This is a genomic window from Bacteroides sp. AM16-13 (assembly GCF_003602705.1).
GTDB lineage: Bacteria > Bacteroidota > Bacteroidia > Bacteroidales > Bacteroidaceae > Bacteroides > Bacteroides xylanisolvens.
Window position 1 is genome coordinate 96,023 of record NZ_QTLK01000017.1, and the last position, 15,864, is coordinate 111,886.

The window sequence follows — 15,864 nt, forward strand, 5'->3', positions numbered from 1 at the left end:
TTATATTATGAATCTAAAATCCAGAAAAACAGTATTTATCACAGGGCTCTGCCTGGCATCTCTGGTTAGTGGTGTTCCTCTTCCCGCTAATGCGTCTGCCGACACGACAGCAATGATACAACAGCAATCCGTTAAAATAAAAGGACGGGTGACGGATGCTTCGGGAGAACCGGTGATTGGTGCAAATGTAGTACAGAAAGGTACGACAAACGGAACTATCACTGATTTGAACGGTGATTTTACATTAACCGTTTCGCAAGGGGCGGTTTTACAGGTCAGTTTTATTGGCTATAAGCAGCAGGAAGTATCCTTAAAGAACGGACAGGCCCAGGTGACTGTTGTTCTTAAGGATGATGCGGAACTGCTGGACGAGGTTGTCGTAGTGGGTTATGGTACAATGAAGAAACGTGATTTGAGCGGTGCCGTTTCGCAGATAAAAAGTGACGACCTGATGAAAGGCAATCCTACTGATTTGAGTAAGGGGTTGGCGGGCAAGATTGCCGGTGTGCAGGTGAATCAGAGTGACGGCGCTCCGGGGGGCGGCATCAGTATTCAAATTCGCGGTACGAACTCTTTCTCTACCAATTCACAACCTCTTTATATTGTAGACGGCGTGCCGTTTGATACGGGAGATACTCCTGCAAGTGACACGAATAACAGTCAGAATAAATCAAACCCATTGGCATTTATCAATCCGCACGACATTCAGAGTATTGATGTCTTGAAAGATGCTTCTGCGACTGCCATATATGGTTCCCGTGGGGCGAACGGGGTTGTTATCATAACCACCAAACGAGGTGAGAAGGGAAATGAAAAGGTGGAATTCAGTGCCAACTTTACATTCTCGAAGATAGCGAAACGTATGGATGTGCTCGACGCATTCACTTATGCCAATTATCAAAACGAACAAGTGCTCAATGATTATAAATATAGTAATAAGCCTTATGGCAAGCTGCCGTATCCCGGGGCTTGGGAATATCCGGCCTTGCCGGGTGGCGGAAACGATACTTCTGCAGGCAAATACCTGCCGGCACCGGAAGACTTCCTCCGACCGGGTGATTATGTAGATGAATATGGTAACATTTCCTATGTGGGGGTGGCCGACTGGCAGGATTTGATTTATCAGAACGGCTTTTCGCAGGAATATAATATCAGTGTATCGGGCGGTTCGGACAAGGGCTGGCATTCATTCTCCGGTAATTTCCTCAAACAGGACGGTATCATCAAGAATTCCGGTTTTACTCGTTATTCGTTACGTTCCAATATAGGCAGGTATATAACCAAATGGTTGGAAATGGGCATGAATACCAGTTTCACACATACTGATACGGATTTCTCGAAGACCAACTCTTCTGATTGTGGTGTTATCCGTTCTGCATTGGTGTTTCCCTCGACGTATGATCCGCAGAAGAATAAAGCGGAAACTGGTGAATTGAGCTGGCTTGCATCCAATCCGTTGGCTTATATAACCAACACAAAAGATAATTTGCGCAGCATAAATGTGTTCAATTCAAGCTATATGGAGGTTAAACTTTTGCCTTTTCTGAAGTTCAGACAGAATTTGGGTATCAGTTACACTAACAATGACCGTGGTATGTACTATGGCCGCGAAACGCAGGAAGGTTCGTCCACTACTAATATCAATGGCAAGGCCGAACAGTCAAGCAACTGGTGGTTGGGAATCACCGCCGAATCACTGCTGACGTTCGATAAGACGTTCGGTATCCATAGCGTTAATGCGGTGGCAGGTTTTACGGCAGAGAAATCCAGTTGGGGAAGCAAAGCAATGTCGGCCACGGGATTTCCCAACGACATCACTCAGGACTTCGATATGAGTTTGGGAGCTAATCCGGGCAAATTGAGGTCTGACAGGGGAGATGCAGCTTTAGCTTCATTCCTGGCACGTGTCAATTACACTCTCATGGATAAATATATCCTTACCGCATCCTGTCGTGCTGACGGTTCGAGTAAGTTTACCGATAAGAACAAGTGGGCTAGTTTTCTTTCCGGAGCTATTGCATGGCGTATGTCGGAAGAGAAGTTTATCAAAGACTTGGGGATATTCAGTAACTTGAAGTTGCGCCTGAGCTATGGTGAAACGGGTAACCAAGGTATCGGAAGTTATCGTACGCTGCCAATGCTTAATATGGCAAACTATCCTTTTGGCGGGGCTATCAACAGCGGCTTTGCCGAAGTGGACTGGAGAGGCCCGGTTTCCGATGACTTGCGTTGGGAGACGACTGCCCAATATAATGTGGGAATTGATATGGGATTCTTGAATAACCGTATTAACCTGACGGTGGATTATTATCATAAGAAAACACGCGATTTGCTTCAGGATGTGAAAATCCCTTCAAGTACCGGTTTCGGTAGCATGATGGTCAATAGCGGACACATCACTAATGAAGGGCTTGAACTGACCGGTAAGTTCTATGTGTTGCAGAATACACCGCTGAAATGGAATATCGATGCGAATATCTCGTTCAACCGCAACAGGATTGGCGGACTGAAAGCTGACCAGTTTGCGCAGAAATTATGGAGTTCGGCTGATGAGGTGTTCATACAGCGCAACGGTTGTCCTATCGGGGCTATATATGGTTATGTAGAAGATGGATTCTATGATAATCTGGCAGAGGTGATGGCTTCGCCCAGTGCAGATATCCGCGCAAAAGGCGCCGGTATGATTGGTGAAATAAAATACAGGAACTTTGATGATAATCCCGATATTACTTCGGCCGACCGGGTGATTATCGGAGATACGAATCCTGATTTTGTTTATGGACTTACCAGCAACTTCGAGTGGAAGGGTGTTACATTGAGCTTTTTCCTGCAAGGAAGTCAGGGAAACGACATTTTCAATGGCAACCTGATGGATATGAAGATGGGGAATGTGGGTAATATCACCCGTGAAGCCTATAATACCCGCTGGACAGAAGCCAATGCCGCCCAGGCAAAGTGGCCGAAAGCCGTTTCGGGCTACGAACGTAATATGCTTATCTCTAACCGTTATGTAGAAGACGGCTCTTACTTGAAGCTGAAAAGCTTGAATATCGGATATGTCTGGAAACCTAATTTCAAAGGTATCAGCAATGTCAATGTGTATGCCAGCGCAACCAATCTCTTCACCATTACCGGCTATAGCTGGTTCGACCCCGAAGTGAATGCTTTCGGTTCGGATGCCTCCCGGCGTGGTGTTGATGTGTATTCCTATCCCAGCAGCCGCACATTCTCATTAGGCATAAAAGTAGATTTTTAAGATGATAAACAATTAAATGTAACTCCATGAAACTGAAAAAAATATATATCCTGTTATCTCTTTCTTTAGCAGGCATGACAACTTTCTCCGCTTGCCAGGATTTCTTGAGCGAAAAGCCATATTCTTTTGTGGGCCCGGAAGAGGTGGGCAACGATGATGCTGCAGTCAGCCAATGGGTGACCGGCGTGTACAGTAAATGGGCGGACGATATGTTCCGTTGGGGGAATTTCCCCCGCGTGCTTGATATGGACTGTGACTATGCTTCCGGTCCTGACTGGGCATTCAGCAATGCAGGTGCCGGCAATTATCAGGGAGATGATGTGACCAATACCATTTGGAAGGGTTGCTATAACTTGATTAATCGCGCTAATGTGGCTATTAAATATATCAATGCAATCACGGGTGCCGATGAACGGGTAAAGACGAATGGTCTGGGTGAGGTGTATTTCCAAAAGGCTTTTGCCTATTTTATGCTGGTAAAGGCGTATGGTGAGATTCCGTTGTTTGACAGGGCTGTCACGGACGGGGCGGGATACAACAATCCTCGCCGTCCGATAGCCGATGTCTATGCTGAAATAGTTCGTCTTTTGGAAGAGGAAGCCATTCCCCGTCTTTATAAGAATACGGATGCGGAGTATCAGACAGGGCATGTATGTGCAGGAACAGCTGTCGGACTGCTCGCTAAAGTATATGCAACCATGGCTTCCGGTGCACTTCCTGCAGGTGAGAAAATGACAGTGATGACTGGTTCGTCTTATTCATACAATGGTGACGATAAAGTCTTGGATATGCCTGTAAGGCGGGAGTTTGTAAAGACTCAGGTGAAAGGTTACGAAAGTTTCGATTGGAGGGATTGCTATGAAAAGGCTGCCAAATGGGCGGGATATCTGCTCTATCCTACTCCGGACAACAACTACGGCAGCCATGACCTGCTTCCTTATGACCAACTGTGGAAGCGTTCCGGACTGGGGCAAAGTACCGAACACCTGTTTGCCTTGCAAGGTGCCAACGGTGATGAACTTTATGGAAACAGTATCTTTGAATGGTATAATGGGATTGACAATGGACGCGGTGTAGTGGCCAGCGGTCTGTATATCGGCAACCGTTATCACTGGTATACTCTGTTCACCTCTCAGGATTACCGTGTCACACAAGGAGTGAAACATCGTTTTATAGTAAGCTATCAGGACGAAGAGGGAAAACCGAAGAGCGGCTTTTTCTATCCGAACACGCCGGAGTACGTGCTGAAGGCCACAGGCTATGATGCTAACGGAAATTATGTGGCAGAACCGGAAGCTCCCTACAACGACGGACGTAACTATTACTTTAACGTATCGAACGAGTGTCTGGCATTCACCAACAAATATGCAGACGTTACAGACGCCACACAGAAAAAATCGGATGCCTACTGGCCTTTCCTTCGTCTGGCTGACATCGTGCTGATTTACGCAGAAGCGAAATGTGAATTGGATAATGGAGTATCTTCGGAGGCTATCAGTGCATTGAATAGGGTACGTATCCGTTCGAATGCTACTCTTGCATCGAGTTCCGGTGATGGAGCCATTGCTTCCAAACAAGCCCTGCGTTCCGCCATTTTTGAAGAACGTGCCAAAGAACTTGCGCTGGAAGGAGACAGGCGATGGGATTTGATTCGTTGGGGAATCTATGTGGAAGTGATGAACTCTATCGGCGGAATCAACAAGGACGGTTCTCAGACCCACTACGATGAAGCCGGTGTGAACAAACATCGTGAACAGCGTCATTTGCTCTTTCCATTGCCTTCTGATGAGGTTTCTACTAATGAAGCGATTGACAGCAATAATCCGGGTTGGAGTTAAAGTGCCTTCCCTATTCTAGAATAAAGTCAGAAATTTAAAATCAATATTTCATGAAAAGATTATCTTTCAAATCCATAACTCTTATGTGCTGTATGGCGTTGAGCTTTGGTGCTTGTCAGGACATAGTGACCTATAATGATAATTATGATGACGAAATGGCGTCAAGCGGTGCCCCCGTTATTGACGCTGTGTATGACTCCAAAGACAGGGATAAATTGTTGCCAATCACTGACGGAAATCTGGAGCAGATGATTGTACTCGACGGTTCCAATTTAAGCCGTGTGAGGAAAGTGATGTTCAATGATGTTGAACTTCCTGTCGGTGAGGTATATGCGACTGCCGGCAGTGCCTACCTTCCCATTCCCCGTCAGATTCCGTTGGAAGTGAATAATAAACTCTATTATGAAACGGAGTTGGGAAGTACCACTTATGATTTCACGGTGTCTGTACCTTTGGTTCAGGTGGACGGTCTGTATAATGAGTTTGCTCTTCCCGGCACATCTGTACAGCTGAAAGGTAAATACTTCGACCTCTATGGGTTCGGAGGCGCGAATTCCACTTCTACTGTCAAAATGAATGGTGTCGAGCTTGAGGTAGATTCCATCTCGGACAAATATATGTCAGTTGTCATTCCTGAAGATGCTCAGGATAACTCTGTCATCGAAGTGAGTTATATGGGAGCGGGTTCTGTTGCACATACCGAAAAAATCCCTTATCGTATGACGGATGCGATTATCTGGAACCTTTCTCATCCTGATGATTACGGACTCTGGGCAGGCAAAGAACTTATCATCAATGAAGCAGGCGACAATGAGCCCGAGATTCTCTATGGACCTTATTTTAGAGTAACCGGCAGTTATGGTGCCTGGAATTGGACGAATCTTGTTTGCGGAGGATTCAACTGTCCGGCTGATGTGGCGGCAGCTCCTGCCGATTACAACTTTAAGTTTGAGGTTTACTCTCCTACGGGACATCCGTTCTACGATTCGGCTGGATATGGCTATCTGATTCAGCTCAATAATGGCAATTATCCGTGGAATCCTTCTGCGAATGGCAGTTTCAATACTTACGGGAAGTGGTGTACTGTTTCGATTGATTTGCAGACCGTGTCGGGTAATGCTTTCTCGGAAGGATGGACAGGGTTGTCATTCATTCTCCAACCTAATTCGGACTGGAACGTAGACCATAGTTTCGCCAATATCCGTATTGAGAAGAAAATCCGGTAAATGATTATAGAAAATAGGTATGAAGAATATATATAACTTTTTGATTTATTTCATCTTTTGCGGCATAGGAGCGGGATGTTCTTCCTCGTTCGGGGAAGACTTTCCGGCTCCGAAGCCGGAACCGGTGGACAATTCATTGATAAAGAAAGAACTTTGCACCGAAGGTGCATCCGTTGAGGCTAAGAAAGTGTATACATATCTGAGAAACTGCTGGGGGAGAAAAACTTTGAGCAGTACAATGGCGAACGTGGCATGGAACGTCAATGAAGCAATATGGGTAAATCGTCAGACCGGGAAGTATCCTGCCATTGCCTGCTTTGATTACATGAACCTTCCCGCTTCACCGGCCGACTGGATTGATTATAATAAGACATCGGTTGTTGAAGACTGGTGGAATGCCGGAGGATTGGTTGCTGCTTGCTGGCATTGGAATGTGCCGGTCACGGAAAATAGCAGTGAGTATAAATGTATGATTAGTGAAACGGATTTTGACATCGCCAAGGCATTGCAGGAGGGAACCCGGGAAAATGAAATCATTAAAGCCGATTTGGAAGAATTGGCGGGTTACTTACTGCTTTTGAAGCAGAAGAATATTCCTGTAATTTGGAGACCGTTGCACGAAGCTGCAGGCAAATGGTTCTGGTGGGGGAAAGATGCAGCTTCATACAAACGGCTCTGGAAACTCGTATATGAGACTTTCAAGCAGAAAGGACTGAACAATCTTATCTGGGTATGGACTAGCGAAACGAATGACAGGGACTGGTATCCCGGTGATGCATACGTGGATATTATCGGACGGGACGTGTACCACAAGACCAGCGCTGCCGGACTGGCAACGGATTTTGATGCACTAAAAAAAGCTTTTCCGGACAAGCTGATTGCACTTAGCGAATGTGGTGATGTGGCAACCATAGACAAGCAACTGGCAGCCGGAGCCCAATGGGCATGGTTCATGACTTGGTATGATTATGAAGTGACAAAGGACACTACTGCGCCTGTTTTTAATTCCGGACAGCACGAACATGCCGACAAAGCCTGGTGGAACAACGCTTTCAGCCAGCCTGGTGTGATTTGCCGTAGTGATTTGCCTTCGTTTAAATAACAGACTATTCAACTTTTATGATGAAATATATTATTCTGACTATTAATGCGATATTTTGCCTCCTCTTGCCGACTGCATGTAGCGGAAGTGGAGAGACCGGTGGAAAAACTCCGGAAACAGTTGCCTTGTTGCAGAACTTGAAACAGGCGGAACGGAAAGGCATTCTTTTCGGTCATCATGATGATACTGCTTACGGAATAGGCTGGGAAGGAGATAAGGGTCGTAGCGATGTTAAAAGTGTCTGCGGTGCCTATCCGGGGGTGATGTCTTTCGATTTGGGCGAGATTGAACTCGGAGGAACACATAATCTTGACAAAGTATCCTTTGCGCATCTTCGTGAATATATTATCGAGCAGTATGCCCGTGGCGGCATGATTTCGCTCAGTTGGCATGTACGTAATCCGAAAACGGGCGGTGACTCATGGGATGTGACCGATAGCACCGTAGTGGCTTCTGTCATGCAAGGGGGAGAGAACCATGTGAAAATGCTCGAATGGATAGACCGTGTGGCCGATTTCCTGCTTTCGCTGAAGACAAAGGAGGGTGTACTCATTCCTGTGGTGTTCCGTCCTTGGCATGAACATACCGGAAGCTGGTTTTGGTGGGGAAAGGATTTGTGCTCTTCGGAACAGTACAAGACTCTTTGGCGGATGACTAATGACCGTTTGCGTCTGAAGGGAGTGAATAATGTGCTGTTAGCTTACTCTCCGGGAATGGAATCTGATACGGTTGAGGAATATCTTGAACGCTATCCGGGGGATGATATTATAGATGTTTTTGGTACGGATGTATATCAGTTTGAACGTTCCCAGTATATCAAGCAATTGAACAAGATGCTGACGATTCTAACCGAGGCGGGCAAGAAGCACGATAAGCCTATTGCCCTGACCGAAACAGGATTGGAAGGCATTCCCGATTCTTTGTGGTGGACAGGGACTCTGTTGCCTGTCATTGAGAAATATCCCCTCAGTTATGTACTGGTTTGGCGTAATGCGCGTGAAAAGTCCACTCATTATTATGCTCCCTATCCCGGACAAGTATCTGCCGATGATTTTGTGAAATTCAGTCGGTCTCCGAAAATATTGTTTGTCGGAGACAATTTTGAACTCTATAAATAAGGAAACATGATGAAGAACCTGATTAGAATCTGCCTGTTTACTATGCTTTTGTTTGTAACAGGAGACCTGGCTGCCCAAAATATACATTTGTCAACCCCTCGTACCTCACTGGTGCTCTCGGCTCCGGCGGGAGGAGAGTTGAAGTATGTATATTATGGCAGTAAGCTTACTGAAAATGACTGTCGCGAAGTTTATAATGCACCTACCATGCAACATGCGGCTTATCCGGTATATGGTATGAACTGCCCGGGTGAGTCGGCGCTGGCAGTGACTCATGCCGACGGGAATATGACTTTGCAAATGGAAGTGGCTGGTACGGAAATAAAGAACACTGACGGAGCAGTTACTGCTGTCATTAAACTGAAAGACAAGGTCTATCCGTTTTCTGTGAATGTGTGCTACAAGGCCTACTCCGATGTCGATATCATAGAGACTTGGACGGAGATAGCCCATGCGGAGAAAAAGAACGTTATGTTACGTAAGTTTGATTCGGCTTTTCTGCCTGTGAGAAGGGGAGATGTATGGTTATCAAGTCTGTATGGCTCATGGGCCAACGAGGGAAGGCTTGTGCAGGAACCTCTTGAACCGGGCATGAAAGTGATAAAGAACCGGGACGGTGTGAGAAATTCACATACGGCACATGCCGAGGTGATGTTCTCGCTTGACGGGAAACCTCAGGAGAACTATGGCAATGTCATTGGTGCAGCTCTTTGTTATGGCGGAAACTACAAACTGCGCATTGATACGGACGACAGTGAATATCACCAGTTTTATGCCGGCATAAATGAAGAAAATTCAGTTTATAACTTGAAGAAAGGAGAGCTTTTCATAACTCCGGCTTTAGCATTGACTTATAGTGCCGAAGGGTTGAGTGGATGCAGCCGTAACTTTCATCGTTGGGCGCGCAAATACAAACTGGCGCATGGAAATTCTCTCCGTAAAATATTGCTGAACAGTTGGGAAGGAGTGTATTTTGATATCAACGAGAACGGTATGAACCAGATGATGGGAGATATCGCATCTATGGGCGGTGAACTGTTTGTGATGGATGACGGGTGGTTTGGCGATAAATACAAACGTAACTCTGATAATTCTTCATTGGGCGACTGGAAGGTGGATACCGGGAAGCTGCCCGGTGGTATCCGTAAATTGGTGGACGATGCCCGCCAATATAAGGTGAAGTTCGGTATATGGATTGAACCGGAAATGGCCAATACCACTAGCGAACTTTACGAAAAACATCCGGAATGGATATTGAAAGCTCCCTTGCGCGAACCGGTATTGGGGCGTGGAGGGACGCAGGTGGTGCTTGACTTGGGTAATCCGCAGGTGCAGGATTTCATATTCAATCTTGTAGACACTTTGATGACCAATTATCCGGAAATAGATTACATCAAATGGGATGCGAACATGGCTATTATGAATCATGGGTCGGACTATCTGCCGAAGGATGAACAAAGTCATCTGTATATTGCCTATCATCGGGGATTTGAGAATGTTTGCCGCCGGATACGTGCCAAATATCCGGAACTCACCATACAGGCGTGTGCCAGTGGAGGCGGGCGTGCCAATTATGGAGTGCTTCCTTACTTTGATGAGTTTTGGGTGAGTGACAATACGGATGCGTTGCAGCGAATTTATATGCAATGGGGAGCCTCTTATTTCTTCCCGGCTATAGCTATGGCTTCACATATCAGTGCTGCGCCCAATCATCAGACTTTCCGCACCATTCCTTTGAAATATCGTATCGATGTGGCTATGAGCGGTCGTTTGGGAATGGAAATACAGCCCAAGAATATGACAGACGAAGAGAAAGAGCTATGCCGTAAAGCTATTGCTGATTATAAAATGATTCGTCCTGTGGTACAGTTGGGAGATATTTACCGGTTGCTTTCTCCGTATGACAGGCTGGGAGCAGCTTCGCTGATGTATGTCGCACCGGAAAAAGAGAAGGCTGTGTTCTATTGGTGGAAGACCGAGCATTTTTGCAACCAGCATTTGCCGCGTATCAGGATGGCGGGGCTTCATCCGGATAAGATTTATAAGGTGACCGAGCTGAACAAGATAGACAACCAGCCTCTGGATTACGAAGGAAAAGCTTTCAGCGGTGCGTATCTGATGGCGAACGGGCTGGAAATGCCTTATAATCACAAAGTGGATTACCATAAGTTGAGTGATTATTCCAGCCGGGTACTTTATCTGGAAGAGGTTAAGTGAATATATATAAGAGAATAACGACATTTAATTTGACGATTGATATGATTACATTTAAAGAGAAGTTGAATACTCTGTTTGATGATTACAATAAACTGATTACCCGCAAGAATGTGCCTTTGGAAGACGGTAACGGTATTTTCACCCGTTATAAGTATCCGATACTGACAGCTGCCCATACTCCTGTCTTCTGGCGTTATGATTTGGATCCTGAATCCAACCCTAATCTGATGGAGCGTATCGGTATGAACGCTACATTGAATTCCGGAGCTATTAAATGGAACGGCAAGTACCTGTTGGTAGTACGTGTGGAAGGTGCCGACCGTAAATCGTTTTTTGCGGTGGCCGAGAGTCCTAATGGCATTGACAATTTCCGTTTTTGGGATTATCCTATTACGATGCCCGAAGATGTGATTCCGGCTACCAATATTTATGATATGCGCCTTACGGCGCATGAAGACGGCTGGGTGTACGGCATTTTCTGTGCGGAAAGACATGACCCGGCAGCACCGGCGGGCGACTTGTCGTCGGCAACTGCCACTGCTGCCATAGCTCGCACCAAAGATTTTGTGAACTGGGAGCGGCTGCCTGATTTGAAGACCGGAAGCCAGCAACGCAATGTCGTGCTTCATCCCGAATTCGTCAATGGGAAATATGCACTTTACACCCGTCCGCAGGACGGATTCATCGATGCCGGAAGCGGAGGGGGAATCGGCTGGGCATTGGTGGACGATATGACTCATGCGGAGGTAAGAGAGGAAACGATTATCGACCGGCGCTATTATCATACAATCAAAGAGGTGAAGAATGGAGAAGGGCCGCATCCTATCAAGACTCCTAAAGGGTGGCTGCATCTGGCACATGGGGTTCGCGGATGTGCCGCCGGGTTAAGATATGTTCTTTATATGTATATGACTTCTCTTGAAGACCCGACGCGTGTGATAGCTTCTCCTGCCGGGGCAATCATGGTTCCCGAAGGCGGGGAGCGTGTGGGAGATGTTTCGAATGTACTGTTTTCCAATGGCTGGATTGCAGATGAAGACGGAACAGTATTCATTTATTACGCTTCGAGTGATACACGTATGCATGTGGCAACTTCTACCATAGACCGATTGGTGGATTATTGTCTGAATACTCCGCAAGACGGTTATTCTTCATCTGCTTCTGTGGAAACACTGAAACGCCAGATTGCGAAAAACCTGAAATTGATGAGTTGATGCACAGCATCCTTAAATAACGGTCTACCATGATAAAACTAAAAGAAAAGATTGGCTACGGTTTGGGAGACATGGCTTCCTCTATGTTCTGGAAGTTGTTCGGCTCTTATCTTATGATATTCTATACGGATGTATTCGGGATGTCTGCAGCCGTTGTGGGGACTATGTTCCTCGTCACTCGTGTATGGGATTCGGCATTCGATCCTATTGTCGGAATCATTGCCGACCGCACTCATTCACGGTGGGGGAAGTTCCGCCCTTATCTGCTATTTCTTGCTTTTCCGTTTGCCTTCATCGGAATCCTTACTTTTACTACTCCCGAATGGAGCATGACGGCGAAGATTGTATATGCCTATATTACTTACTCACTGATGATGATGGTTTATTCTGCTATCAATGTGCCTTATGCTTCTCTGTTAGGTGTAATGAGTGCCGAACCGCACGACCGCAATGTACTGTCTGTCTACCGCATGGTATTTGCCTATTTGGGCAGTTTCATCGCATTGTTGCTGTTCATGCCTATGGTGAATGCTTTTAGCGAGGGACATGGCGAGCAATATGGTTGGGAAATGGCTGTGACTGTGATAGCTGTCATGTGTACTGTCTTTTTTATCGGTTGTTTTGCTTTGACCCGTGAGCGTGTGAAACCTATCAGGGAGAAGCAAGCCCCGCTGAAAGATGATTTGAAAGATTTGTTGCACAACCGTCCCTGGTGGATTTTGTTGGGAGCGGGTATTGCTGCCTTGATTTTCAATTCCATTCGTGACGGTGCCACTGTGTATTATTTCAAGTACTTTATTGTAGAAAATAGTAATGAGCCGGTTACTTTTCTAGGTATCCCATTTGTATTAAGCGGACTGTACCTGGCTATTGGACAGGCGGCTAATATTGTCGGAGTGGTTTTGGCCGCTCCGGTCAGCAACCGCATCGGGAAGAAAAGAACTTATATGTGGGCTATGGTAGTTGCAACGGTGCTCAGTATCGTTTTCTACTGGTTCGATAAAGAGAATCTCGTACTCATTTTTATTTTCCAGATACTTATCAGTATTTGTGCCGGCAGTATTTTTCCTCTTTTATGGAGCATGTATGCCGATTGTGTAGACTATTCCGAACTTAAAACGGGTAACAGGGCTACCGGACTGATATTTTCTTCTTCATCCATGAGCCAGAAGTTCGGGTGGGCAATCGGCAGCGCTGTCACTGGCTGGTTGTTGGGGTACTTCGGTTTCCAGGCGAATGTGGTGCAAAACGACCAGGCTATTAATGGTATCAGGATGTTTCTCAGCTTTTTGCCTGCCATAGGTACCTTATTGAGTATTTTATTCATCAGCATGTATCCGCTATCCGAAAGAAGAATGAAAGAAATCATCGGGGAACTGGAACAGAAGAGAAACCAACATTAAACATTTAGGATTATGGAAACTACTATTGAATGCCTGAAAGAGGAAGTGCAACAAGTGCTTACCACTAATATTCTTCCTTACTGGATAGAAAAAATGCAGGATAGAGGGAATGGAGGATTTTACGGTCGCATCACAGGGCAGGAATGTTTGGTTGCTGAAGCGGAGAAGGGAGCTGTCATGAATGCACGCATTCTGTGGACGTTCTCTGCTGCTTACCGCCTGTTGCATAAGACCGAATATCTGGAAATTGCCACTCGTGCCAAACGTGAAATAATCGACCGCTTTTATGATACACAATTTGGAGGAATTTATTGGAGCATAGATGCTCATGGGCAGCCTTTGGATACAAAGAAGCAGGTCTATGCTATCGGATTTGCTATTTATGGACTGAGTGAGTATCATCGGGCAACGGCGGACGACGAGGCTTTGGAATATGCTGTCCGCCTTTTTCATGACATCGAATTGCATTGTTTTGACAAAGGAAAAAATGGGTATTATGAAGCGTTTTCCAGAGAATGGGGAGAAATAGCAGATATGCGTCTCAGTGACAAGGATGCTAATGAACGCAAAACGATGAATACTCATTTGCATATTCTTGAGCCTTATACCAATCTTTTCCGGGTATGGAAGGATGAAATGCTGAAAAGCCGGTTGCATAATCTTATCCGTTTGTTCATTGATGAGATTATGGATATGGACACAAGGCATCTGCAACTTTTCTTTGACGACAACTGGCGAAGCAATTACCATATTATATCTTACGGTCATGATATTGAAGCGTCGTGGCTTATTCATGAGGCGGCACTCGTACTTGCTGACCGCCAACTATTGACCGAAATAGAAATGTATATCGTTGAGATGGCTGAAGCTGCTGCGGAGGGCTTTCTTTCCGACGGAGGAATGATTTACGAATTACGGACTGACAGTTCGTCTATTGATGCCGACCGGCATTGGTGGGTACAAGCTGAAACAGTGGTAGGATTTATGAATCTATATCAACATTTCGGTGACAAGCTATCTTTGTCACGCGCTGTCCGGTGTTGGGAGTTCATCAAAAAGCATTTAATTGATTATGCAAATGGAGAATGGTACTGGAGCTTTTCGGCTGATGGGACTGTCAACCGTGAGGATGATAAAGCCGGATTTTGGAAATGTCCTTACCATAACGGGCGTATGTGTATGGAGATAATGGAGCGCTTTTGATTTCATTGCAGCCGTTTAGTTCCAACCCTGTTTGGAACTGTTTGTTTCTCGGCGTGAAACACTTTGTTTCCCTGCTTGAAACATTTCGTTTCACACCGAGAAACAAATGGTTTCATGGCATGAAACAAACCACGGCTTGTGGGGTGACGCCCAGTATGCTGTGGGATGACTGAAGATGACCTTTAAGCAAACTTGAGGTGTATTTATAATGAAAGCTGGAGAAAGGGATTGTTTTATCCTTCCTCCAGCTTTTATATTATTGATGAGCAGTGAATTACTTCACTTCCCAAGTCTCATTAGTCATCAACAGCTCCTGGAAATTGTGATATTTCTTCTTGCCTTTGATTTCTTCGATTTGTTCAACGACAGCATCGTTGTAAGTCGGAGCGTCTACATCACGGATTACACCGAGTGCAATCGGGAAGTCGGGACCTTCCATCAAAGCCAGCTTCAGTTGAAGCGTATTATCTTGGCAGTGTGCGTCGTGGATAAGGATATCCTTTTCTGTGATACCGTTCTCACCCAGTTTCACTACCTTCAGCCCGAAGCCTTCCTGCATCAATCCGAGCTCCTTGTTTTCACCAAATAACATCGGTTTGCCATGTTCCAGATAGATAGCATTCTTGGCACGTCCTTCTTTGGTGGCAACGCTGGCGTGAGTTCCGTCGTTGAAGATCACGCAGTTCTGTAGAACTTCTACAACAGAAGCACCTTTGTGATTGGCTGCTGCTTTCAACACTTCTACAGAAGCGGCACCATCTACTGCAATGCAGCGTGCAAAGAAACGTCCGCGGGCGCCAAAAGCCAGCTCTGCCGGATGGAACGGGTCTTCCACTGTTCCGTAAGGAGATGATTTGGTGACAAGTCCGCGTTCTGAAGTCGGTGAATATTGTCCTTTTGTCAGACCGTAGATACGGTTGTTCAGAAGAATCATATTCAGGTCGACATTACGGCGTAATGCGTGGATGAAGTGGTTACCACCAATTGCCAGACCGTCACCATCACCGGAAATCTGCCAGATAGTCAAATTGGGATTGGCTACTTTAGCTCCTGTTGCAACAGCAGCGGCACGTCCGTGGATAGTGTGGAACCCATATGTATTTACATAGTAAGGCAGACGGGAAGAACAACCGATACCGGAAATGACGGCAATATCGTGCGGAGCTACTCCCAGTTCGGCCATAGCTTTGTGCAGTGAGTTCAGGAAAGCGTGGTCACCGCATCCCGGACACCAGCGTGGTTGGCCTGATTTATAATCTTGTACGGTATATACTTTATCGCTCATCT

General features: G+C 45.9%; 10 protein-coding genes. 9 read left to right on the plus strand and 1 reads right to left on the minus strand.

What is annotated here, in order from left to right:
• The first annotated feature begins 7 nt into the window (after positions 1 to 7).
• Genes DW173_RS15020 through DW173_RS15060 form a run of 9 tightly spaced genes read left to right on the plus strand, consistent with a single transcriptional unit; the run spans position 8 to position 14,577 of the window.
• Complete coding sequence (locus DW173_RS15020; RefSeq protein WP_120144677.1) at positions 8 to 3,256, plus strand: SusC/RagA family TonB-linked outer membrane protein; 3,249 nt, start codon at positions 8 to 10, stop codon at positions 3,254 to 3,256.
• A gap of 26 nt (positions 3,257 to 3,282) precedes the next feature.
• Complete coding sequence (locus DW173_RS15025) at positions 3,283 to 5,094, plus strand: RagB/SusD family nutrient uptake outer membrane protein (protein ID WP_009038900.1); 1,812 nt, start codon at positions 3,283 to 3,285, stop codon at positions 5,092 to 5,094.
• A 50-nt stretch (positions 5,095 to 5,144) separates the two neighbouring features.
• A complete protein-coding gene (locus DW173_RS15030) occupies positions 5,145 to 6,320 on the plus strand; it encodes a glycan-binding surface protein (RefSeq protein ID WP_022276212.1) in 1,176 nt (391 codons plus the stop codon).
• Positions 6,321 to 6,339: 19 nt separating this feature from the next.
• Positions 6,340 to 7,422 (plus strand): glycosyl hydrolase, encoded by a 1,083-nt coding sequence (locus tag DW173_RS15035; protein WP_120144678.1) that lies wholly within the window; start codon positions 6,340 to 6,342, stop codon positions 7,420 to 7,422.
• A gap of 17 nt (positions 7,423 to 7,439) precedes the next feature.
• Positions 7,440 to 8,540, plus strand: coding sequence for a glycoside hydrolase family 26 protein (locus tag DW173_RS15040; protein ID WP_120144679.1), 1,101 nt, complete (start codon positions 7,440 to 7,442; stop codon positions 8,538 to 8,540).
• Between the two features lie 6 nt (positions 8,541 to 8,546).
• Positions 8,547 to 10,757 carry an alpha-galactosidase gene (locus DW173_RS15045; protein ID WP_120144680.1) on the plus strand — a complete coding sequence of 737 codons (2,211 nt, stop codon included), beginning with the start codon at positions 8,547 to 8,549 and terminating at the stop codon, positions 10,755 to 10,757.
• A gap of 41 nt (positions 10,758 to 10,798) precedes the next feature.
• Positions 10,799 to 11,971 carry a glycosidase gene (locus tag DW173_RS15050; RefSeq protein ID WP_120144681.1) on the plus strand — a complete coding sequence of 391 codons (1,173 nt, stop codon included), beginning with the start codon at positions 10,799 to 10,801 and terminating at the stop codon, positions 11,969 to 11,971.
• A gap of 29 nt (positions 11,972 to 12,000) precedes the next feature.
• A complete protein-coding gene (locus tag DW173_RS15055) occupies positions 12,001 to 13,374 on the plus strand; it encodes an MFS transporter (RefSeq protein WP_120144682.1) in 1,374 nt (457 codons plus the stop codon).
• Positions 13,375 to 13,386: 12 nt separating this feature from the next.
• Positions 13,387 to 14,577 carry an AGE family epimerase/isomerase gene (locus DW173_RS15060; protein ID WP_120144683.1) on the plus strand — a complete coding sequence of 397 codons (1,191 nt, stop codon included), beginning with the start codon at positions 13,387 to 13,389 and terminating at the stop codon, positions 14,575 to 14,577.
• Between the two features lie 274 nt (positions 14,578 to 14,851).
• Here DW173_RS15060 and DW173_RS15070 read toward each other — a convergent pair whose 3' ends face one another.
• Positions 14,852 to 15,862 carry a 2-oxoacid:ferredoxin oxidoreductase subunit beta gene (locus DW173_RS15070; RefSeq protein WP_120144684.1) on the minus strand — a complete coding sequence of 337 codons (1,011 nt, stop codon included), beginning with the start codon at positions 15,860 to 15,862 and terminating at the stop codon, positions 14,852 to 14,854.
• Positions 15,863 to 15,864: the final 2 nt, after the last annotated feature.

Coding starts and splice junctions, on each gene's coding strand:
- DW173_RS15035 (WP_120144678.1), top strand. CDS start 6,340: ATGAAGAATATATATAACTTTTTGATTTATTTCATCTTTTGCGGCATA.
- DW173_RS15030 (WP_022276212.1), top strand. CDS start 5,145: ATGAAAAGATTATCTTTCAAATCCATAACTCTTATGTGCTGTATGGCG.
- DW173_RS15045 (WP_120144680.1), top strand. CDS start 8,547: ATGATGAAGAACCTGATTAGAATCTGCCTGTTTACTATGCTTTTGTTT.
- DW173_RS15055 (WP_120144682.1), top strand. CDS start 12,001: ATGATAAAACTAAAAGAAAAGATTGGCTACGGTTTGGGAGACATGGCT.
- DW173_RS15020 (WP_120144677.1), top strand. CDS start 8: ATGAATCTAAAATCCAGAAAAACAGTATTTATCACAGGGCTCTGCCTG.
- DW173_RS15050 (WP_120144681.1), top strand. CDS start 10,799: ATGATTACATTTAAAGAGAAGTTGAATACTCTGTTTGATGATTACAAT.
- DW173_RS15070 (WP_120144684.1), bottom strand. CDS start 15,862: ATGAGCGATAAAGTATATACCGTACAAGATTATAAATCAGGCCAACCA.
- DW173_RS15025 (WP_009038900.1), top strand. CDS start 3,283: ATGAAACTGAAAAAAATATATATCCTGTTATCTCTTTCTTTAGCAGGC.
- DW173_RS15040 (WP_120144679.1), top strand. CDS start 7,440: ATGATGAAATATATTATTCTGACTATTAATGCGATATTTTGCCTCCTC.
- DW173_RS15060 (WP_120144683.1), top strand. CDS start 13,387: ATGGAAACTACTATTGAATGCCTGAAAGAGGAAGTGCAACAAGTGCTT.